Origin of the sequence: Pseudomonas asplenii, from assembly GCF_900105475.1 — a bacterium.
Taxonomy (GTDB): domain Bacteria; phylum Pseudomonadota; class Gammaproteobacteria; order Pseudomonadales; family Pseudomonadaceae; genus Aquipseudomonas; species Aquipseudomonas asplenii.
On sequence record NZ_LT629777.1, the window covers coordinates 1,550,997 to 1,570,246 of the forward strand.

The 19,250-nt window shown below is 61.8% G+C and carries 20 protein-coding genes; 7 read left to right on the forward strand and 13 right to left on the reverse strand.

Annotation, left to right across the window (positions count from 1 at the left end; all coding sequences use genetic code 11):
- Positions 1 to 13 precede the first annotated feature (13 nt).
- Positions 14 to 1,603, reverse strand: a complete 1,590-nt coding sequence (ctaD, locus tag BLU37_RS06990) for a cytochrome c oxidase subunit I (RefSeq protein ID WP_019362637.1) — start codon at positions 1,601 to 1,603, stop codon at positions 14 to 16.
- Between the two features lie 55 nt (positions 1,604 to 1,658).
- Complete coding sequence (gene coxB, locus BLU37_RS06995; protein ID WP_090203501.1) at positions 1,659 to 2,786, reverse strand: cytochrome c oxidase subunit II; 1,128 nt, start codon at positions 2,784 to 2,786, stop codon at positions 1,659 to 1,661.
- 359 nt (positions 2,787 to 3,145) lie between these two features.
- Here coxB and BLU37_RS07000 point away from each other — a divergent pair, with 359 nt between their 5' ends.
- Positions 3,146 to 3,796, forward strand: coding sequence for a hypothetical protein (locus BLU37_RS07000; RefSeq protein WP_090203504.1), 651 nt, complete (start codon positions 3,146 to 3,148; stop codon positions 3,794 to 3,796).
- Between the two features lie 15 nt (positions 3,797 to 3,811).
- On the opposite strand, the gene BLU37_RS07005 is transcribed toward BLU37_RS07000, so the two are convergent.
- From BLU37_RS07005 to BLU37_RS07015, 3 genes are all read right to left on the reverse strand, one after another.
- Positions 3,812 to 5,350 (reverse strand): SulP family inorganic anion transporter, encoded by a 1,539-nt coding sequence (locus tag BLU37_RS07005; RefSeq protein WP_090203509.1) that lies wholly within the window; start codon positions 5,348 to 5,350, stop codon positions 3,812 to 3,814.
- A gap of 167 nt (positions 5,351 to 5,517) precedes the next feature.
- The gene (locus BLU37_RS07010; RefSeq protein ID WP_010447496.1) at positions 5,518 to 6,249 is read right to left on the reverse strand and encodes a carbonic anhydrase; all 732 of its coding nucleotides are present in this window, start codon (positions 6,247 to 6,249) and stop codon (positions 5,518 to 5,520) included.
- A gap of 255 nt (positions 6,250 to 6,504) precedes the next feature.
- The gene (locus BLU37_RS07015) at positions 6,505 to 7,563 is read right to left on the reverse strand and encodes a PA0069 family radical SAM protein (protein WP_090203511.1); all 1,059 of its coding nucleotides are present in this window, start codon (positions 7,561 to 7,563) and stop codon (positions 6,505 to 6,507) included.
- 179 nt (positions 7,564 to 7,742) lie between these two features.
- On the opposite strand from BLU37_RS07015, the gene BLU37_RS07020 reads away from it, so the two are divergent.
- Positions 7,743 to 8,390 (forward strand): phosphatase domain-containing protein, encoded by a 648-nt coding sequence (locus tag BLU37_RS07020; RefSeq protein ID WP_090203514.1) that lies wholly within the window; start codon positions 7,743 to 7,745, stop codon positions 8,388 to 8,390.
- Here the strand turns inward: BLU37_RS07020 and BLU37_RS07025 are convergent.
- The 3 genes from BLU37_RS07025 to prlC all read right to left on the reverse strand — a co-directional run bounded on the left by BLU37_RS07025 (position 8,367) and on the right by prlC (position 12,892).
- A complete protein-coding gene (locus tag BLU37_RS07025) occupies positions 8,367 to 10,448 on the reverse strand; it encodes a M3 family metallopeptidase (RefSeq protein WP_090203516.1) in 2,082 nt (693 codons plus the stop codon). The two genes, BLU37_RS07020 and BLU37_RS07025, sit on opposite strands and share 24 nt — an antisense overlap.
- A gap of 114 nt (positions 10,449 to 10,562) precedes the next feature.
- A complete protein-coding gene (locus tag BLU37_RS07030) occupies positions 10,563 to 10,844 on the reverse strand; it encodes a YheV family putative zinc ribbon protein (RefSeq protein ID WP_029533925.1) in 282 nt (93 codons plus the stop codon).
- Positions 10,841 to 12,892 (reverse strand): oligopeptidase A, encoded by a 2,052-nt coding sequence (gene prlC / locus BLU37_RS07035; protein WP_090203519.1) that lies wholly within the window; start codon positions 12,890 to 12,892, stop codon positions 10,841 to 10,843. Before prlC ends, BLU37_RS07030 begins: the two co-directional genes overlap by 4 nt.
- A gap of 102 nt (positions 12,893 to 12,994) precedes the next feature.
- On the opposite strand from prlC, the gene BLU37_RS07040 reads away from it, so the two are divergent.
- Complete coding sequence (locus BLU37_RS07040; protein WP_029533927.1) at positions 12,995 to 13,543, forward strand: gamma carbonic anhydrase family protein; 549 nt, start codon at positions 12,995 to 12,997, stop codon at positions 13,541 to 13,543.
- A 28-nt stretch (positions 13,544 to 13,571) separates the two neighbouring features.
- Entirely contained in the window at positions 13,572 to 14,216 is a 645-nt protein-coding gene (locus tag BLU37_RS07045) for an HAD family hydrolase (RefSeq protein ID WP_090203522.1), read from the forward strand.
- Between the two features lie 126 nt (positions 14,217 to 14,342).
- Here the strand turns inward: BLU37_RS07045 and BLU37_RS07050 are convergent, their stop codons facing one another.
- Positions 14,343 to 15,404, reverse strand: a complete 1,062-nt coding sequence (locus BLU37_RS07050; protein ID WP_090203524.1) for an aminopeptidase — start codon at positions 15,402 to 15,404, stop codon at positions 14,343 to 14,345.
- Between the two features lie 135 nt (positions 15,405 to 15,539).
- On the opposite strand from BLU37_RS07050, the gene BLU37_RS07055 reads away from it, so the two are divergent.
- Positions 15,540 to 15,953 carry a PA0061/PA0062 family lipoprotein gene (locus BLU37_RS07055; protein ID WP_090203527.1) on the forward strand — a complete coding sequence of 138 codons (414 nt, stop codon included), beginning with the start codon at positions 15,540 to 15,542 and terminating at the stop codon, positions 15,951 to 15,953.
- Positions 15,954 to 15,968: 15 nt separating this feature from the next.
- Here BLU37_RS07055 and BLU37_RS07060 read toward each other — a convergent pair whose 3' ends face one another.
- Together BLU37_RS07060 and BLU37_RS07065 are read right to left on the reverse strand one after the other, a co-directional pair.
- Complete coding sequence (locus tag BLU37_RS07060) at positions 15,969 to 16,208, reverse strand: DUF1161 domain-containing protein (RefSeq protein ID WP_010447513.1); 240 nt, start codon at positions 16,206 to 16,208, stop codon at positions 15,969 to 15,971.
- A gap of 245 nt (positions 16,209 to 16,453) precedes the next feature.
- Positions 16,454 to 16,885: an OsmC family protein gene (locus BLU37_RS07065; protein WP_090203529.1), complete on the reverse strand. Its 432-nt coding sequence runs from the start codon at positions 16,883 to 16,885 to the stop codon at positions 16,454 to 16,456.
- A gap of 217 nt (positions 16,886 to 17,102) precedes the next feature.
- Between BLU37_RS07065 and BLU37_RS07070 the strand changes: the two genes are divergently transcribed.
- Positions 17,103 to 18,104: an LLM class flavin-dependent oxidoreductase gene (locus BLU37_RS07070; protein ID WP_090203531.1), complete on the forward strand. Its 1,002-nt coding sequence runs from the start codon at positions 17,103 to 17,105 to the stop codon at positions 18,102 to 18,104.
- 60 nt (positions 18,105 to 18,164) lie between these two features.
- On the opposite strand, the gene BLU37_RS07075 is transcribed toward BLU37_RS07070, so the two are convergent.
- Together BLU37_RS07075 and BLU37_RS07080 are read right to left on the reverse strand one after the other, a co-directional pair.
- Positions 18,165 to 18,398 (reverse strand): DUF1161 domain-containing protein, encoded by a 234-nt coding sequence (locus BLU37_RS07075; RefSeq protein WP_010447519.1) that lies wholly within the window; start codon positions 18,396 to 18,398, stop codon positions 18,165 to 18,167.
- A gap of 130 nt (positions 18,399 to 18,528) precedes the next feature.
- Positions 18,529 to 18,744 carry a dodecin gene (locus BLU37_RS07080; protein ID WP_010447520.1) on the reverse strand — a complete coding sequence of 72 codons (216 nt, stop codon included), beginning with the start codon at positions 18,742 to 18,744 and terminating at the stop codon, positions 18,529 to 18,531.
- 163 nt (positions 18,745 to 18,907) lie between these two features.
- Between BLU37_RS07080 and BLU37_RS07085 the strand changes: the two genes are divergently transcribed.
- Entirely contained in the window at positions 18,908 to 19,234 is a 327-nt protein-coding gene (locus BLU37_RS07085; protein ID WP_010447521.1) for a DUF883 family protein, read from the forward strand.
- Positions 19,235 to 19,250: the final 16 nt, after the last annotated feature.

A 19,250-nucleotide genomic window follows, 5' to 3' on the forward strand; every position in this document is an offset into this window, starting at 1 on the left:
ACGGTCCTCGCGGTCATTTCACTTGCGGTGGCGTAGTGAAGGTGTGGTACGGCGCCGGTGACGGAATGCTCCACTCCAGGCCTTCCGCGCCATCCCACGGCTTGGCCGGCGCCGCCGGACCGCCCCGGATGCACTTGATCACGATGAACAGGAACAGCAACTGGGTGGTGCCGAACATGAAGCCGCCGATCGACGAAACCATGTTGAAGTCGGCGAACTGCAGGTTGTAGTCGGGGATCCGCCGCGGCATGCCGGCAAGGCCGACGAAGTGCATCGGGAAGAAGGTCAGGTTCATGCCGACGAACGACAGCCAGAAATGCAGCTTGCCCAGGGTTTCGTCGTACATGTGGCCGGTCCATTTCGGCAGCCAGTAGTAGGCCGAGGCGAAGATGCCGAAGATCGCCCCCGGCACCAGCACGTAGTGGAAGTGCGCCACCACGAAGTAGGTGTCCTGGTACTGGAAGTCCGCCGGGGCGATCGCCAGCATCAACCCGGAGAACCCGCCGATGGAAAACAGGATGACGAACGCCACGGCGAACAGCATCGGCGTCTCGAAGGTCAGCGAGCCCTGCCACATGGTGCTGACCCAGTTGAATACCTTCACCCCGGTCGGCACCGCGATCAGCATCGTCGCGTACATGAAGAACAGCTCGCCCACCAGCGGGATGCCGACCACGAACATGTGGTGCGCCCAGACGATGAACGACAGGAAGGCGATGCTCGCCGTGGCATAGACCATCGAGGTGTAGCCGAACAGCGGCTTGCGCGAGAAGGTCGGAATGATCGCACTGACAGCGCCGAAGGCCGGCAGGATCATGATGTACACCTCGGGGTGGCCGAAGAACCAGAACACATGCTGGAACAGCACCGGGTCACCGCCACCGGCAGCACTGAAGAAGCTGGTGCCGAAGTGGATATCCATCAGCATCATGGTCACGCACCCGGCCAGCACCGGCATCACCGCGATCAGCAGGAAGGCGGTGATCAGCCAGGTCCAGACGAACAGCGGCATCTTCATCAGCGTCATGCCCGGGGCACGCAGATTGAGGATAGTCGAGACCACGTTGATCGCGCCCATGATCGAACTGATACCCATCAGGTGGATGGCGAAGATGAAATAGGTGACGCTTTCCGGCGCATAGGTGGTCGACAGCGGTGCATAGAAGGTCCAGCCGAAGTTCGGCCCGCCGCCGGCGGTGAACAGGGTCGAGACCAGCAGGCCGAACGCCGCCGGCAGCAGCCAGAAGCTGAAGTTGTTCATCCGTGGCAGGGCCATGTCCGGCGCGCCGATCATCAGCGGGATCATCCAGTTGGCCAGGCCGACGAAGGCCGGCATCACCGCGCCGAAGACCATCACCAGGCCGTGCATGGTGGTCATCTGGTTGAAGAACGCCGGTTGCACGATCTGCAGGCCGGGCTGGAACAGCTCGGCGCGGATCACCATGGCGAAGGAACCGCCGAGCAGGAACATGGCGAAGCTGAACCACAGGTACAGCGTGCCGATATCCTTGTGGTTGGTGGTCAGCACCCAGCGCATCAGGCCCTTGGCGGGGCCGTGGGCGTGGTCACCGGCATGACCCTGGTCATCGATCACAGCACTCATGTCCTGTCTCCTGCAGCGGTTTGAACCGGACGGCCCGGGAACGCGATAGGCCCGGTCATTGGCTTTCTGCCTGTTTCAGCGCCAGCACGTCTTTCGGCGTGACCATGTCGCCCTTGTTGTTGCCCCAGGCGTTGCGCTCGTAGGTGACGACTGCGGCGATATCGACTTCCGACAGCTGCTTGCCGAAGGCCGCCATGGCCGTGCCGGGCTTGCCGAAGTAGACGCGGTGCAGGTGGTCCTCCTTCGGCCCGGTGGCGATCGGCGAGCCCTTGAGCGCTGGGAACATCGGCGGCAGGCCCTGGCCCTCGGCCTGGTGACAGGCGACGCAGGTGGTGTGGTAGATCTTGTCGCCACGGGCCACCAGTTCATCGAGGGTCCATTCCTTGCTGGTCAATTCCTTGAGCTTGGCCGCCTCGGCCTTGCGCTCGGCCAGCCAACTGGCGTAATCGGCCGGGGACCTGACGTCGACGACAATGGGCATGAAGCCATGGTCCTTGCCGCACAGCTCGGCGCACTGGCCGCGGTAGAGGCCGGGTTTGTCGACCTTGGTCCAGGCCTCGTTGACGAAACCGGGGATGGCGTCGCGCTTGACCGCAAAGGCCGGCACCCACCAGGAATGGATCACGTCGGCGGCGGTCACCAGGAAACGCACCTTGACCCCCGCCGGCAGCACCAGCGGCTGGTCGACTTCGAGCAGGTAGTGCTCGCCCTTGGCGGCCTGGTTGTGGATCTGTTCGGCGGGGGTGGCGAGGTTGCTGAAGAATTCGACGTCCTGGCCCAGGTACTTGTAGTGCCACTTCCACTGGTAGCCGGTGATCTGGATATCCACATCCGACTCACTGGTGTCGTACATCTTGATCAGTGTGGCAGTGGCCGGGATCGCCATGGCCACCAGGATCAGCAACGGCACGACAGTCCAGAGGATCTCCACCGTGGTGCTTTCATGAAACTTGGCGGCGACCTGCCCGGTGGAGCGGCGATGAACGATCATCGACCAGAACATCGCGCCGAAGACGATGATGCCGATCACCACACAGATCCAGAAAATGGTCATGTGCAGATCGAAGACCGCGTGACTTACATCGGTAGCCCCTTGCGTCATATTCGTGGTCCAGGCGGCTTGCACCTGGCTGAATACCGACCACAACAGAAGGCCCATCCAGACCCGTGGATGTCGCATCATTGCGCGTTCCCCTTAACGTTCTTGTTATCCCGTCGGCTTTCACCTGGGGCAAAGGGGAATGGTCGGACTACGCACGCGGACCATTCGGTCTTGCCGAAACATAAAGCCGAACGTCATCAACTGACGCTGTACAAAATCGAGTATAGACAGTGACCGGGTCCACGCAACGCCATAGAAAAATCAGCCTGCGATCAGGCTACAGACCATGAATGACGTGGCTTTCAGCAAAATCATGGCAATTCGATATAACGCAGACATATAACCATGAAATAATTATTACAAATACGTCTTAACAGCTTTTATAACCCAGCTACCTTATGGTCTCCCTTTTTCCCTTTGTAATACCGACTGGAGCATTCATGAACACCGCCGCATTGCGCGAGCAAATACAACGTGCACATCAACACGAGGCCGAAACTGGCCAATTGACGCGACACCTTGAAGTTCAGTTGCCGCACCTCCATCCATCCATCCAACTACCGGAAATAGATACCACGGGTGTCATGACCCGCTTTGTTACGGCCTACATCGATCTGGTCCCCGAACTGCTGGATGCCGCCAATGCGGTTGCCCGCGAAGCCGGTATCGAGTCGCAGATCAAACCGGTGCTGAAAATCGCCGAGCAGTTTTTCCTGCAACCGCCCAGCCTCCTCGAAGGGCATGTCGGCCTCGACAGCCTGCTGGACGAGGCGTATCTGGCGCACCGTCTGGTGGAGGAGGTCAACGACCTCTACATCGTGCATTTCGGCCAGACGCTGATCCCGCTGAACACCACCGTGGCCAACCTGATCGCCCACCAGTTGATCGGCGAAGCGTTCGCCAACCAACTGGATGAAGCCGTGCATCATGCGGTCGATGCCATGCTCGACGAGGAGAGCTTTGCCCTGGAGTCGGTGGAAGCCTACCGCGACCGCCTCAACAGCCCGGACACCGAAGCGGCGTGGAAACGCTGGCCTTGCCTGTCCCGCCAACTGGGCGTGGAGCTGGAACTGGAACAGCCCGCCGCCTGACCTTGCCACTGCGCACTAAGCAGTCGACCCGACACCGGTCGTAGTGCGCAGGCGACCTTCCAACCGCCGTTTCAATCCACGGGATTCGATCACCAGGCGCGAGCCCTTGGCCGCGTTGGCACGTCCCCATTCCTCAAGCAGTTCCAGGCAGGAATGGTCGATGTAACTCAGATTGTTCAGCGGCACATGCACCGTGGTCCCCGGCGGTATCGTCGACAGCACCTGGGTCAGCGCCGGTACCTTGAGAAAGGTCGCCGCGCCGATCAGGCGCAGTTCCATCTCTCCCTTCTCGGGCAGGTCCACCAGGCTGACTTTCAGTCGCGAGGCTTTCCAGGCCAGTTTCGCCAGGGTCATGCCGAAGCCGATCAGCACCCCGGTCAGCAGGTCGGTGAAGACGATCGCCAGAGCCGTCGCCGCGTAGGTGAACATCGGCATCCGCCCATAGCGCCCAAGCCCCCGGAAGACCTTGAGGTCGACCAGCTTCAAGCCGGTGAACACCAGCACGCCGGCCAGACTCGACACTGGAATGCTCTGCAGCACACTCGCCAGCAAGAGTACGAAGGCCAGCAGCCACAGACCATGCAACATGGTCGACAACCGAGTGCGCGCGCCGGCCTGGACATTGGCCGAACTGCGCACGATCACCCCGGTCATCGGCAATGCGCCGAGCAGGCCGCAGAGCATGTTGCCGACCCCTTGCGCCGACAGTTCGCGGTCGAAATCGGAGCGCTGGCCGTCATGCATGCGGTCAACCGCCGCCGCCGAGAGCAGGGTTTCGGCACTGGCGATGAAAGCCACGGCGAAGGCCGCGATCAGAATCGCCGGATCGGCCAGGTTGAGCAGGTCGGCCGGGCGCAACCAGTCGATGGCGTCGGCCAGGTTGTCCGGCACCTCCACGCGCCGAACCGGCAACGCCAGCACAAGGCTCACCAGGGTTGCCAGGCCGACACCCAGCAAGGCCCCCGGCACAAAACGCAGACGCTGCGGCTTGAATTTCTCCCAGAGCCACATCACCAGAATGGTCATCAGCCCGAGCAATCCGGCCTGCCAGCCCAGGCCGGCACCGACCATCGGCAGGGCCTTGCCCAGCGCCTGGGGAAAGCCCAGCAGATTGTCCAGACCCGACGGCAACGGCGAGGCATCGAACATCACATGGATCTGCGAGAGCACGATCAGCACGCCGATACCGGCCAGCATCCCGTACACCACGGCGGGCGCCGTGACCCGGAACCAGCAGCCCAGGCGTAAACGCCCGGCCAGCAATTGCAGCAGGCCCGCCAACAGCAGGATCGGCCCGAGCATGGCCAGGCCATGCTGGCGCACCAATTCGAACACCAGCACCGCAAGACCCGCAGCAGGGCCGCTGACCTGCAACGGCGAGCCGGCGAACCAGCCGACCACCAGGCCACCGATGATACCGGTCAACAAGCCTTTGGCCGGCGGCACGCCGGAAGCAATGGCGATCCCCATGCACAGCGGCAGGGCGACCAGGAACACCACCACGGAAGCCAGCAGCTCCCTGGGTAAAACAGCTTTCAGTTGCGCAGCACGCATGACGAATCTCCTGAGGATTTCTTCAGGCATGGCAAAGCCAGACCGCTCTACGGCAGTCATGACAAAACCTTATCGATTAGGAAAAGTGAGGTTGGCGTGCTCGGCAATACCGATCCCTTCTGACGGCGTCGATGACCGTCAAAAGGGTGAATATTGGCGAGTCAGCGCTAGAAGCGTGCCTTGGGCGTCGCGCAGGGGATGGGAGAGGTGCCATCCAGAGGCAGGAAATCGCTCCGATCCGCGTCATAGGCTTTGATTTCACTGGTTTCGATGTTGTACACCCAACCATGGATGAACAAATGCCCGCTGGCGATGCGCGAAGCCACCGAAGGGTGGGTACGCAGGTGCTGCAACTGGGCGATCACGTTCTCTTCGGTGACCACGTGCATGCTTTCGCGCTCGTCCGCGCAATTGCAGTTGTCGTGGACCATGGTCCGTGCCACCTCGGCATGGCGCAGCCAGGCCTTGACTGTGGGCATCTTGTCCAGGCTGTCGGGATTCAACACCGCCCGCATGGCGCCGCAGTCCGAATGCCCGCAGATGATGATGTGCTGTACACCCAGGGCCAGCACGGCGTATTCGATGGCCGTGGACACACCGCCGTTCATCTGGCCGTAGGGCGGCACCACGTTGCCGACGTTACGGGTGACGAACAGGTCGCCGGGGGCAGTCTGGGTGATCAGTTCGGGAACGATGCGCGAGTCGGCGCAGGTGATGAACATGGCCCGGGGAGCCTGGGCCGTGGCGAGTTTCTTGAAAAGTTCTTCCTGCTGCGGAAAGACTTCATGGTGAAAACGCAGAAAACCATCGACGATATGTTGCAGTGCTGCATCGGCGCTTTCGGTCTCGGGGAGCACTGAAGCCGACGCAGCCAACGGCTGTTTATCCTTGTCACTCATGATTCATCCTCTTTTCTGACGGATTTAAGGGGATTTTCCTGATTTGGCTTGCTCAGAGCCAGCGTTCTTCGGGTCAGCACGCCCGATTCCTTGAACACTACCTGTCGAAAACAGGCCGGGTCAGCATAACCCTGGAAACTTAACTCAAACTGAATCAGGGGCTCTAGAACGGGCGTTCCACATGACCTCAAGGGTAAGGCCGCTGGCCGCGATACAAAGAAAAAGTCTTACGGCTTCGCTCGTCCAAAGCTTACGTCAGAGCAAGGTCATTTGCGCACCCGGCGGACAGAAAAGACTGCAGTCGAGGTTGAATCCTTCACGCCAGTCCAGGCCCAGGCGCTTGAGCGTCTTGGCAAAACGCTGGGCCAACAGGTCGGCGAACGGGCCCTCACCGCGCATTCGCGCGCCAAAGCGGCTGTCATACAGCTCACCGCCACGGCTCTGGCGAACCAGGCTCAGCACATGGGCCGCGCGCTGCGGATAGTGCGCCGCCAGCCACTCCTCGAACAGCGGCGCCACCTCCAGCGGCAGGCGCAGCATCATGTAGGCGGCACTTTGCGCACCGGCGGCATGGGCCTCGGCGAGCAGGTTTTCCAACTCGCAGTCGTTGATCATCGGAATCATCGGCGAACACAGCACCCCCACCGGAATGCCCGCCTCGCGCATGACCCGGATCGCCCGCAGACGCGCCTTGGGTGCCGCCGCACGGGGCTCGAGGATGCGCTTGAGTTCATCGTCCAGCGTGGTCAGGCTGATCATCACCGCCACCAGCCGCTGCCGGGCCAGTTCCACCAACAGGTCGAGGTCGCGCAGGATCAACGACCCCTTGGTCACGATCGTCACCGGGTGCCGATAGCGCAGCAGCACTTCAAGGGTCTGCCGGGTCAGCCGGTGCTCGCGCTCGATCGGCTGATAGGGATCGGTATTGGAGCCCAGGTTGATCGCTGCACAGCGGTAACCCGGCTTCGACAACTGCTGCTCCAGCACCTCGGCCACGTTGCTCTTGGCGATCAGGCGGGTTTCGAAATCCAAGCCCGGCGACATGTCCCAGTAGGCATGGCTGGGCCGGGCGTAGCAGTAGATACAACCGTGCTCGCAACCGCGATAGGGATTGATCGCACGGTCGAAGGGCAGGTCGGGCGAAGTATTGCGGCTGATGACGGTCTTCGCCCTTTCGATACGCACCTCGGTGCTTTGGGTCGCGGGCACCTCCTGGTACCAGCCGTCATCCTCGACCACCGAGCGGTTCGGCGCGAAGCGGTTGTGCGGATTGCTCGCGGTGCCACGGCCGCGCGGCGGGAGAGGGACTGACATTGGAGAACGCTCCATAACTGTATTTATATACAGTAATGGAGCGTTCGGGATCTGACCAGCCCCCAACCGACCTGTGGAAGCCCGAGCTACAAATCTTTGACGTCGGCCTCACAGGCTTTTAACCCTGTGCACAGCAAGCTGCGTGTCAGTCTCCCACTCCTCTCTCGGGTCACCTTGACATGTCCATCCTTCGAGTCCTCTCGCTCCTGTGCCTGGCCGTGAACAGCCTGTTCATGCTGGCCCAGGCACACGCCGACAGCCGCGACGTCCGCCCGCCCCAATGGGCCCAGCCGGTCGGCGACAAGTACAACCTGAACCAGATGAGCCCGACGCTCTATCGCAGTGCCCTGCCGGACGCGGACGCCTTGCCGCTGCTGGAACACTTGAAAATCGGCACGGTGATCAACTTCCTGCCGGAGTCGGATTCCAGCTGGCTGGCAACGCCGAACATCAAGAAAGTGCAGTTGCCCTACCGCAGCAACCATGTCGACGATGCCGACGTGCTGGCCGCCCTGCGGGCCATCAAGGAAGCACAAGCCAACGGCCCGGTCCTGATGCACTGCAAGCACGGCTCCGACCGCACCGGCCTGATGGCCGCGATGTACCGGGTGGTCGTCGAAGGCTGGAGCAAGGAGGACGCTCTGGCCGAAATGACCCAGGGCGGCTTCGGTGAAAGCTCGCACCACAAGGACGGCATCCGCTACATGATGAAGGCCGATATCGAGAAGTTGCGCACCGCCCTGGCCAATGGCGATTGCAGCACCAGTCCCTTCGCTACCTGCAACGTGCAGAACTGGTTCAAGTCAGCTTCCATCGACGGGCACTGAGATCGGTTCCACCGCCGTGCCAGGAGCCGCAGCGTCGGTGGCGGGCATGGCGGCTTTCGGCGGCTGCCCCAGGAAGGCCTCGATGGAGTCTGGCAGGCTCCGGGTGGCCGACGGGGTGAACAGTTCGGCGCGTAGCCGACGGCCCTCCACGGCATCGAACAGCCCCTTGTCCTCGAAGCGGGCAAACACTTGCGTCGCCAGCTCCAGCGCCCACACATACGTGAAGTAGCGGGCTTCATAGCCTGTCACCAGATGCTTGAATGCGTAGATGAAACGCTCATGCACGGGCCTGGGCCAATCGACCAGGCTCGATTTCACCAGTTGCCTGATCTGCGCGGTATCGACAGGCTGGTGCAGATGCAGCAGCAGGTCCACGCTGGCATACATCAGTTGGGCACTTTCCTGCAGCCAGGTCTGGCTGTGCAGGGCAATGCGCAAGCGTCGAGCCTGCTCGCCGGACAGGCCGGCCCCCGTCCGGTGATGACGGCTCATGTCGACCAGGAAGTCGACGCTGTAGCACCAGCGCTCCAGCAGCCTGGAAAAGAACTCCCGGACATCCAGCCCCGAATGCTCGATACACGACAGTTGCCAGGTTTGCGAGTCGTCGAGCAGTTGATGCAGGCAATGCCCGAACTCATGGAACAGCGTGCGCAACTGCTCGTGCTTCAACAGCACGGGGGTGCCGGTCGGCGAGGCGGGCAGGGCACAGGAGAGCACCACCATCGGCCTCTGCATTTCCCGTCCCTCGACCGAAAGCAGACGATGTCCGAGCGAAAACATGGCGCCCGACTTGAACAGTTTTTCCTCGCGGGCAAACAGGTCGAGGAACAGATAGCCGGTCGTCTGCCCTGACTCGCGAACCTCGAAGGAGCGAATACTGGCGTGCCATGTATCCAGCTCCTGGCGCTCGATGAACTCGATACCGAACAGCCGCCTGGGCAGATCCAGCATCTTCTCGAGCACCCGTTCGAGTTCGAAATGGCTACGGAACTCGTCTTCCTCCAAGGCACCGCTGTCGATGCGTGCCCGTTGCCCGTAGAACAGATGGTCCCACGGTTCCAGTGGCTGCACCTCGGCAGCCGCCGTGACCAGTTCCTCTCGCTGCCGGATCCAGTGGGGATTTTTCTGTTTGACTTGCTGGCCGAGAAACCACAGCACCTGGGCCGGATCGTGTACCGAAAGGGTTTGCAGCGCCAGCTCGGCGGAACTGGTGAAACCCAGCATCTGCGCCTGTTCCAGCCGCAGCTTGAGCAACTGCTCGAGCACCGCGCTGTTATCGAAGGTACTGCACACCTGCAACCCGTGGTCGGACGCCTGCGTGCCGGCCAACTGATAGATGTGCTGACGCACACTGCGGTTTCGGGCATCGGTCATGATCGTCCGGATGAGCTGGGGATCACCCATGTCGATCTGCCAGCCCAGCAGTTGCCTGTCCTGATAACGCGCCATGGCGGCCTTGTCCTGCAGGGACAGCCCTTCCAGTTGCGCCTCCTGCTCCACGCCGATCTGCAGGCTGGTACAACGGGCGGCCCCGGCGACATTCGCCAGAAAACGCAGACGCAGCTCATCGATCGTATCGCCCAGCATTTTGAACCGCCGACGCTGGTCCACAGGCAGTTCCATACCTGCCAGCCGAAAGCGCTGCAGAACCCTTTCGAGCAGCACCTGGCGCGGTCGGTCGAACAACCGTGCCTGCGGGCTGGCCGCCAGCTTCTGGTACAAGGCATACAAGGACGCATTGCCCCAGAGCAGACGATCGAATTGCGCCTTGAGCCGGGCAGAGCGCATGAACGCCCGATTCCAGTCGGGACCGGAACGCGCCCGGGCCAGCACCATGAGCGTGCCCACGCACCAGGACATGCGGGCGCCGAGCACGTCGAGCGGCACGACGAAATCGTCCCAGGTGGGGGCGTCGTGCTGGCTGACGAGGAGGGTCTTGATCGTGCTGCGGGCCTCGTTGCGAACCTGCAGCAGGGCAGGTACCAGATGATGGGCCTGCACCGAAGAATAGGGCGGCAGTTCGCCGCAATGATGCAGCAGCGGGTTGTAGGTACCCATGGCTCACTCCTTGAGAAGCGCGGCCCCGCGACGGGACCACTCAAGCAGCGAGCCTATGTGGCACACGCTGTTCCAGGGACCTATATAGATAGGCCCGACGGATAGCGCGGAGGGTTATTCGCTCGGTTTTTTCAGTTTGGGATTGGGGAAGAACTGAACGGTCTGCACGGTCTTGTCGGCGACCTTGACCACCGGCGCGGTGACCCGCGTGCTCAGTTCCTTGGGTACCGACAGGCCTTGCGCGTTGAGCGTGTCGGCATAACCACAGGCCACGCACTCACGGTGTGGAACGTCATCCTCGCTCCACATCATCAGCTTGTCCTGCTCGCTGCACGCCGGGCAGACTGCCCCGGCGATAAAGCGTTTCTTGGTCTTGGTCACAGCTACCTCACTCATGCCGCCGCGTCCTCGCTCAGGCCGCTATGGCGCAACAGTGCGTCAATCGAAGGCTCGCGGCCACGAAAATCGACGAACAGCACCATCGGTGCCTGGGAACCACCACGGGCCAGGATCGCTTCACGGAATGCACGGCCGGTCTGGGCATTGAGCACGCCTTCTTCCTCGAACTTCGAGAAGGCATCCGCCGACAGCACTTCGGCCCACTTGTAACTGTAGTAGCCGGCCGCATAACCGCCGGCGAAGATGTGCGCGAAGCTGTTGGGGAAACGGTTGTAGGCCGGTGGACGCATCACCGAGACCTCGTTGCGCACGCCTTCGAGTACCTGCGCGACGCTGCGGCCATCGCCATGGGTGGCGTGCAGTTCGAAGTCGAACAGCGAGAATTCCAACTGACGGACCATCATCAGGCCGGACTGGAAGTTCTTCGCCGCGAGCATTTTCTCCAGCAGATCCTGGGGCAGCGGCTCGCCGCTTTCGTAATGACCAGAGATCAGCGCCAGGCCTTCCGGCTCCCAGCACCAGTTCTCCATGAACTGGCTCGGCAGCTCCACCGCATCCCAGGCCACGCCGTTGATACCGGATACGCCGGCATGCTCGACGCGGGTCAGCAGGTGGTGCAGGCCATGGCCGAATTCGTGGAACAGGGTGGTCACTTCATCATGGGTCAGCAACGCCGGCTTGCCGCTGTCGGCCGGGGCGAAGTTGCACACCAGGTTGGCCACCGGGCTCTGCAGTACGCCATCGGCGGTGCGCCGACGGTCGCGGGCGCCGTCCATCCAGGCGCCACCACGCTTGTTGGCGCGGGCATACAGGTCGAAGAAGAAGCGGCCGACGTGCTGGCCGTTTTCCTTGATCTCGAACAGGCGGACATCCGGGTGCCAGGTATCGAAACCGGTCTGCTCGGCAATCTCGATGCCGTACAGTTTTTGCACAATGGCGAACAGGCCGCCCAGCACCTTGTCGATCGGGAAGTAGGCGCGCAGGGCTTCCTGGGAAACGCTATAGCGCTGCTCACGGAGTTTCTCGCCGTAGAAACCGCTGTCCCAGCTCTGCAGCTCGGCGCAACCCTGTTCGGCGGCGTAGGCCTTGAGCTGTTGCAGGTCCTGGGCGGCGAACGGCTTGCTGCGCTTGGCCAGGTCGCGCAGGAAGGTCAGTACCTGGTCGCTGGAGTCGGCCATCTTGGTCGCCAGGCTCAGCTCGGAGAAGCTGGCGAAGCCCAGCAGTCTGGCCAGTTCCTGGCGCAGGTCGAGAATCTGGGCCATCACCGGACCGTTGTCGAACTGGCCGGCATTCGGTCCCTGGTCCGAGGCACGGGTGCAGTAGGCGGCGTAGACCTCCTCGCGCAGGGCGCGGTCTTCGGCGTAGGTCATCACGGCGTAGTAGCTGGGGAACTCCAGGGTGATCAGCCAGCCTTCCAGCCCCTTGGCCTGGGCCGCGGCGGCCATTTGCGCCTTGGCCGAGGCGCTCAGGCCGGCGAGGGCGGCTTCGTCGGTGATGTGCTTGGTCCAGGCCTGGGTGGCATCGAGCAACTGGTTGGAGAAGCGGCTGCCCAGTTCCGACAGCTTGCTCTGCACTTCGGCATAACGCTTCTGCTCGGCCTCGGGCAGGTCGATACCCGACAGGCGGAAATCCCGCAGCGAGTGTTCGAGAATGGTTTTCTGCGCCACGTCGAAGCCGGCGGCCTCGGGGCTGTTGGCCAGGGCTTCGAAGGCCTGGAACAGTTCGCGGTTCTGGCCCAGCTCGGTGGAATAGGCGCTCAGCGCCGGCAGGCAGGCCTCATAGGCCTCGCGCAGTGCCTGGCTGTTGCACACCGCATTGAGGTGACTGACCGGGCTCCAGGCCGCACCCAGGCGGTCGTTGAGCTCGTCCATGGCCAGTACCAGGCCGGCCCAGCTCGGATTTTTCCCCTGGCTTTGCAGGATGCCTTCGATGGCCTTGCGGTTGTCGGCGAGGATCTGTTCGATCGCCGGTTGCACGTGCTCGGCACGGATCGCCGAGAACGGCGGCAGGTCGTAGGACTGCAGAAGCGGGTTGTTCGCGCTCACGGTGGACACCTTGGCTGAAAAAACATGTAGGAACAAAGATGGGGCCATCTTAATTACAATCAATGCCCACCGCAGCTATCAGCGACAGAGAGAGAGCCTATCGTGACCCTTCGTACCTACCAGAATCACACGCCGTCCCTGGGTTCCAGGGCTTTTGTCGACAAGTCGGCGGTGGTGATCGGCGATGTCGAAATCGGCGCCGACAGTTCGATCTGGCCGTTGACCGTGATCCGTGGCGACATGCACCGCATCCGCATCGGTGAGCGCACCAGCGTGCAGGATGGCTGTGTGCTGCACATCACCCATGCAGGTCCCTTCAACCCCGATGGCTTCCCGCTGCTGATCGGCGATGACGTGACCATCGCCCACAAGGTCATGCTGCACGGCTGCAGCGTCGGTAGCCGGATCCTGATCGGCATGGGCAGCATCGTCATGGATGGCGCGGTGATCGAGGACGAGGTGATCGTCGGCGCCGGCAGCCTGGTACCGCCGGGCAAGCATTTGGCCAGCGGCTTTCTCTACGTTGGCAGCCCGGTGAAGCAGGTACGGCCACTGACGGACAAGGAAAGGGCGTTCTTCACCTACAGCGCGTCGAACTATGTGAGGCTCAAGGATCAGCACATCGCCGAAGGTTACGACCGCGCCGACTGATCGTTTTTTGTACGAATTGGGATATTTCATGCACTACCAGACGATTCTGTTCGACCTCGACGGCACCCTGACCGACCCGCGCGAAGGCATCACCCGCTCGATCCAGTTCGCCCTGGCCAAACTGGGTATCGATGAGCCGGACCTGGGCAAGCTGGAACACTTCATCGGCCCGCCGTTGCTACAGGCGTTCATGCAGTTCTACGGTTTCGACGAAGCCAAGGCCTGGGACGCGGTGAACTTCTATCGCGAGCGCTTCAAGGTCACCGGTCTTTATGAGAACCGCGTGTTCGATGGGGTCATGCCGCTGCTGGAAACCCTCGGTGGGCAGGGGCGCACGTTGTATATCGCGACGTCCAAGCCGTGGGTCTTCGCCCACGAGATCGCCCGGCATTTCGACTTTGCCCGGCATTTCAAGGTGATTTACGGCAGCGAACTCGATGGCACACGGACCGACAAGGTCGAGCTGATCGCCCATCTGGTCGCCGAGGAAGGCCTGGAGCCGGGCAATACGCTGATGATCGGCGACCGCAAGCACGACCTGATCGGCGCCCGTCGCAACGGTCTGGCGGCGGCAGCGGTAGGTTATGGGTTTGGCAGCTTCGAAGAGCTGAATGCCGAGCAGCCGGAGTATCACTTCCAGACGCTGGATGAGTTGCACCGGGCGTTTGTGTAAGGCGTCGCCCTTTTCGCGGGCAAGCCCGTTCCCACCGTAGGAGCGTGACTTGCCCGCGAAGAGGCCGGCTCGGTCTGACGCCCTACGCGGTCCGTTTGGGAGCGGGCTTGCCCGCGAAAGGGCCCGTCAGCCAGGCATCAATCGACGCAACGCCGCCCGCCGCTCGTCCACCGGCAAGCCGCCCAGCTTCTCGACCGCCTGGAAAAACGCCGGCCAATCACCGTTGACCTGCCGGAACAGCGCCGCAAACGCCGGCACCCACTGGTCATACAGCCCGAACGGCAGCAACTTGGCATTGTTCAGCGGCGTGTTGATCCAGCCGTCGTAGCGCTTGTCACCGGCCCACTGCGTCGCCTGCATCCGCCGGTATTCCTGGCGTAGCCGCTCGAACTCGGCAGCCTTGCGCTGGCGCATCTGCTCGACCGGCAATGGCAGCGCATACAGCGCCTGCAAGCGTTTGCGGGTTTCCAGCACCAACTCGATGAACTGGTCTTTCTGCCGCGATTCGTTGCCTTGGGTCGCCGGCAGGCCACGCGCCGCGCGCCATTGGCGGGTACCTTCCTGTTCGACGAAGTTGGCGTAGGACTCGTTGAACTCGGTGTCGTCCTTCACATAAAAGCGCTGGTGCGCCAGCTCATGGAAGATCAACGTCGCCAGGCGCTCATCACCCCAGTTCATCATCGAACTGAGAATCGGATCATCGAACCAGCCCAGCGTCGAGTAGGCCTCGACCCCGCCGATGTACACATCCAGGCCCTGCTGACGCTGCACGGCGGCCTCGCCACGGGCCGCGCCCTGACTGTAGTAACCACGATAGGCAACACAACCGGCGATAGGAAAACAGTGGCTTTGCGGCGCCAGAGAAAACTCCGGGGTGGCAAACACATTCCACACCACATAGGGCCGCTTGATGTCGGCATACAACCGATAACTGCGATTATCCGGCAAGTGCAGGTGCTGGCTGGCGAAAGCCCGCGCTGCCTGGGAGCGGATCAGGTGCTCGCGCAACGCCTGGGGGCGACTCGGGTCGGCGATCACCTCCGCCACCGGTTCGCGGGCGCGCAGCAGGCTCAGTTGCCCGGTCGCCAGTTGGCGGTAATAGTCAACGCTGCTGCAGCCGCCAACCAGCAACAGCAGCAGGACCGCCCACCCAAGGCGTAGAATGCAAACGAACGGCCTGTGCGGCATGGGGATCATCCAGTCGAGGTTTGCACCCAGCCTATCGCGTGGAGCGACACAGGTTCCATGAAGATTCTCCACACCCGGTACAAGCGCCCAATCGGGGCGGGTATGCTGCCCCCCTCTCACCGAGCGAAATCGATCATGCGCAAGCTACTTTCCTTTCTCGCCCTCGCCAGCCTCGGCGGCTGCGCCGGACCCTTGCCGGCGGTCGACCCGAACATGGCCTGGATCGACATGGGCACCCGCACCGGCAAGCTGGTCATGGCCGAAAGCGTGGACAAGAAACGCCTGAACGACGGGCGCTTTTTCCAGATCACGCCAGGGCCCCACGAGTTGACCGTGCGCTTCGACTATGAGGTCTACGTGGGCGGCATGGCGATGAACACCGACCCGCTGGAACGGATCTGCTACATCAGCATCGCCTATCCGAACTTCGAGGCCGGGCGGCGTTATCACCTGGAGGGCGTTGCCCTGGGCTTTCAGGCCAGTGCAAGGCTCTATGACGACAAGGGCGTGCAGATCGCCTCGGATCAGCGGATCATCTGCATCCCATAGGCCCGCAGGCAGGCCTCAGGTGTCGTTCTTCTGGTAGATGATCGCCTTGGTGCCGTTTTCGCAGCTGCCGACCACCATGGCGACGTCGTGCTTCTCGGCTTCTTCCTTGGAAACAATCTCCAGGGTGTAGGAGGGCACGGCGTTGGCCTGGATCTTCACCTCGATCTCACTCTTCAACTCCTGACAGTCCTTCGGGTCCGCAAGGGCCTGCGCCGTCAGCGCACAACAGAAAATTCCCAGGGCAATGCGTTTCATATTCAGACTCCTTCTGGTGGCAACGCGTCGCAAGGGCGTACGCAATCAGTTGCCACATGCTGATTCGACCACAACCGAAAGAATCAAGTTCTGACCCGTTTCACAACCTGAAACGAGCACCGCCATTCATTGTGCCGGACGGCAGGACGGTGCTCGGCTGGCTGGCGACAGCAATCTTTCTATCTCCATGGATCGGATTGAATGGCCGCCTGCGGCGGATCGCCAGCAAGCCGGCTGCCACCGGATCAACCCAGCAGCGTCGCCTCCAGGCTGATCTTCGCATTCAGCACCTTGGACACCGGACAACCTTCCTTGGCCTTTTTGCTCAGTTCATCGAACTGCTGCTGGCTGGCGCCGGGGATTTTTGCCTTGAGCGTCAGGTGTACCGCAGTAATGGCAAAGCCATCGTCCACCTGATCCAGGGTCACTTCGGCGTGGGTGTCGATGCTGTCGGCCTTGAGCCCGGCTTCGCCGAGAATCATCGAAAAGGCCATGGAAAAGCAGCCGGCATGGGCCGCGCCGATCAGTTCTTCGGGGTTGGTGCCCGGGCCACCTTCAAAACGCGCCTTGAAGCCGTAGGGCGCCTCGCGCAGTACGCCGGTTTCGGTGGAGATGGAGCCGATGCCGTTTTTCAGGTCGCCTTCCCAGTGGGCCGATGCTTTCTTCTTGATACTCATGACAGCCTCCTAATTAGCCGACGCGGGTTCGCGCCTGACGAAAATTTTGAGAATAGTCGGCCTCTCAAAGTTCATCTTGTAGGAGTTGCCTTTGATTTCTGAAGGCTAAAAACTCAGACTGCTCTTGAAACTCGGGTATATGCCCATATTGCCAGAACATAGACAGGTTCTTCGCTGCGCCTTGCAAGCCTGTCCCTCAAACAGGAGTAACAGGCTTATGAAGCGCTTGTCCGACGTCAAATTCTCCACCCTCGACCTGGTGCCCGTGCGCCCGGACGGCGGCCCGGCGCAATCGCTGCGCAACTCGCTGGACCTGGCCCGGCATGTGGAAAAACTCGGCTACACCCGCTTCTGGGTCGCCGAGCACCACAACATGGACGGCATCGCCAGCTCGGCCACCTCGGTGTTGCTGGCCTACCTGGCTGGCGGCACGTCCAGCATCCGGGTCGGCTCCGGTGGCGTGATGTTGCCCAATCATGCTCCGCTGGTGATCGCCGAACAGTTCGGCACCCTGGAAAGCCTCTACCCAGGCCGGATCGACCTCGGCCTGGGCCGCGCGCCCGGCTCCGACCAGATGACCGCCCACGCTCTGCGCCGCGAGCGTTCAGGCAGTTCCGACGACTTCCCTGAGGATGTCGCCGAACTGATGAAATACCTCGGCCCGCGAACCTCCGACCAACGGGTGATCGCTGTCCCCGGCACCGGCACCCAGGTACCAATCTGGCTGCTCGGTTCAAGCCTGTTCAGTGCTCAACTGGCCGGCGAGCGCGGCCTGCCCTACGCCTTTGCCTCGCACTTCGCACCGCGCTACGTGCATGAGGCGATCCGCGTCTATCGCAACCACTTCAAACCTTCCGAAGTACTCGACAAGCCCTACGTGATGCTCGGCGTGCCGCTGGTGGCCGCCGACACCGACGAGCAGGCCGACTACCTGGCGACTTCGGTGTACCAGCGCATTCTCGCCCTGATGCGCGGCCAGAGCCTGATGCAGCGGGCCCCGGTGCCGAGCATGGACGGCCTGTGGTTGCCTCACGAAAAAGAAGCGGTGGCCAGCTTCCTCGGCCTGGCGATGGTCGGCAGCCCGCAGAAAATCCGCGCCAAGCTGGAGGTGCTGATCGAACAGACCCAGGCCGACGAGCTGATCTTTACCTGCGACCTGTACGAACACGCCGACCGCCTGCACTCCTACGAGCTGTTGTCCCAGGTGATGAAGGGCTGAAAGCTGATCGACGCCCATGAAAAAGCCGGCGCACTGCGCCGGCCCTGATCCTGCGTACGCTTATTTGCGCTTGTAGGTGATGACCTTGGTACCGCCTTCGCAAGAAGCCACTACCTTACCGTCAGCGCCTTTCTCACCAGTAGCCTTGTCCAGGATCTGCAACGCATAGCCGTGCACGCCCTTGGACTCCAGCTTATCCCTGATCTCCTTTTCCAGCTCCTCACATGGCTTGCCTGCCGCAAGGGTCGTTCCCGCGATACTCAGCAAACCCAGCGCCAACATCAACTTCTTCATCGGTACATTCCCTGGTCGAATCAAAAAAGTGCGCCGGCTTTTGGCGGGCGCACGGGGCTTGATAGAGCCTTCTGTATAGCAAGCTCTATGGCAATCGGCCAGTGCTGCAGTTCACAAGGCCAGCATCTTCTCAACTATTGGCGATCTTGAACCCGACCTTGAGGGTCACCTGGAAATGCGCCGCCTTGTTGTCGCGGATGTGTCCACGGGTGTCGACCACCTCGAACCATTCCAGGTGCTTGAGGCTCTTGCCGGCCTCCGCCAGGGCGTTGTTGATCGCTTCCTCGATGCTGTTGGGCGACGAACCTACCAGTTCGATTTTCTTGTAGGTGTGATGATCGGTCATGGTGCTCTCCTTGGGCTTGTGGGGACTTTACGGACAGCCTAGCAGTGAATATTCACGGGGCCGGGATCTGTTCCTGCACATTGGACCGCAGATTTTCTGCACTTTCGCCAACGGGTGCAGTCGGACTTTACATGCACCATTCATCACTGAGAGGAGAGCCGACATGGCCAGTTCATCGTTGCGTAAAGCTGCACTGCAAAGCATGGAAGCGGAAATCGAGAGCCTGCTCAAATCCCTGGAAAGTCTGAAGGACGACGCTTCGGATGAATCGCGCAAGACCCTCAAGGCCCTGCGGAGCAACGCCGAAAATGCCCTGAAACAATCGCGTCATCTGCTCACCGACGCCTACGAGGAAGTCAAGGTCAAGACCCGCGAAACCGGGATCGCCACCCGTGACTACGCCCAGGAACATCCGTGGACCACGGCAGGTGTGGCGGTGGGGGCACTGGGACTGCTGGCGGCTTACCTGCTGTGCAAACGCGGGGATTGAGCGGGCAAGCCCAGCC

Bases quoted from the DNA above. Each gene is read 5' to 3' on its own strand.
- BLU37_RS07015 (WP_090203511.1), bottom strand. From the start codon at position 7,563: ATGTCAGTCCCTCTCCCGCCGCGCGGCCGTGGCACCGCGAGCAATCCG.
- BLU37_RS07075 (WP_010447519.1), bottom strand. From the start codon at position 18,398: ATGAAGAAGTTGATGTTGGCGCTGGGTTTGCTGAGTATCGCGGGAACG.
- BLU37_RS07050 (WP_090203524.1), bottom strand. From the start codon at position 15,404: ATGCCGCACAGGCCGTTCGTTTGCATTCTACGCCTTGGGTGGGCGGTC.
- BLU37_RS07045 (WP_090203522.1), top strand. From the start codon at position 13,572: ATGCACTACCAGACGATTCTGTTCGACCTCGACGGCACCCTGACCGAC.
- BLU37_RS07010 (WP_010447496.1), bottom strand. From the start codon at position 6,249: ATGAGTGACAAGGATAAACAGCCGTTGGCTGCGTCGGCTTCAGTGCTC.
- BLU37_RS07000 (WP_090203504.1), top strand. From the start codon at position 3,146: ATGAACACCGCCGCATTGCGCGAGCAAATACAACGTGCACATCAACAC.
- coxB (WP_090203501.1), bottom strand. From the start codon at position 2,786: ATGATGCGACATCCACGGGTCTGGATGGGCCTTCTGTTGTGGTCGGTA.
- BLU37_RS07005 (WP_090203509.1), bottom strand. From the start codon at position 5,350: ATGCGTGCTGCGCAACTGAAAGCTGTTTTACCCAGGGAGCTGCTGGCT.
- BLU37_RS07055 (WP_090203527.1), top strand. From the start codon at position 15,540: ATGCGCAAGCTACTTTCCTTTCTCGCCCTCGCCAGCCTCGGCGGCTGC.
- BLU37_RS07065 (WP_090203529.1), bottom strand. From the start codon at position 16,885: ATGAGTATCAAGAAGAAAGCATCGGCCCACTGGGAAGGCGACCTGAAA.
- BLU37_RS07025 (WP_090203516.1), bottom strand. From the start codon at position 10,448: ATGGGTACCTACAACCCGCTGCTGCATCATTGCGGCGAACTGCCGCCC.
- BLU37_RS07060 (WP_010447513.1), bottom strand. From the start codon at position 16,208: ATGAAACGCATTGCCCTGGGAATTTTCTGTTGTGCGCTGACGGCGCAG.
- BLU37_RS07030 (WP_029533925.1), bottom strand. From the start codon at position 10,844: ATGAGTGAGGTAGCTGTGACCAAGACCAAGAAACGCTTTATCGCCGGG.
- BLU37_RS07020 (WP_090203514.1), top strand. From the start codon at position 7,743: ATGTCCATCCTTCGAGTCCTCTCGCTCCTGTGCCTGGCCGTGAACAGC.
- ctaD (WP_019362637.1), bottom strand. From the start codon at position 1,603: ATGAGTGCTGTGATCGATGACCAGGGTCATGCCGGTGACCACGCCCAC.
- BLU37_RS07070 (WP_090203531.1), top strand. From the start codon at position 17,103: ATGAAGCGCTTGTCCGACGTCAAATTCTCCACCCTCGACCTGGTGCCC.
- BLU37_RS07085 (WP_010447521.1), top strand. From the start codon at position 18,908: ATGGCCAGTTCATCGTTGCGTAAAGCTGCACTGCAAAGCATGGAAGCG.
- BLU37_RS07080 (WP_010447520.1), bottom strand. From the start codon at position 18,744: ATGACCGATCATCACACCTACAAGAAAATCGAACTGGTAGGTTCGTCG.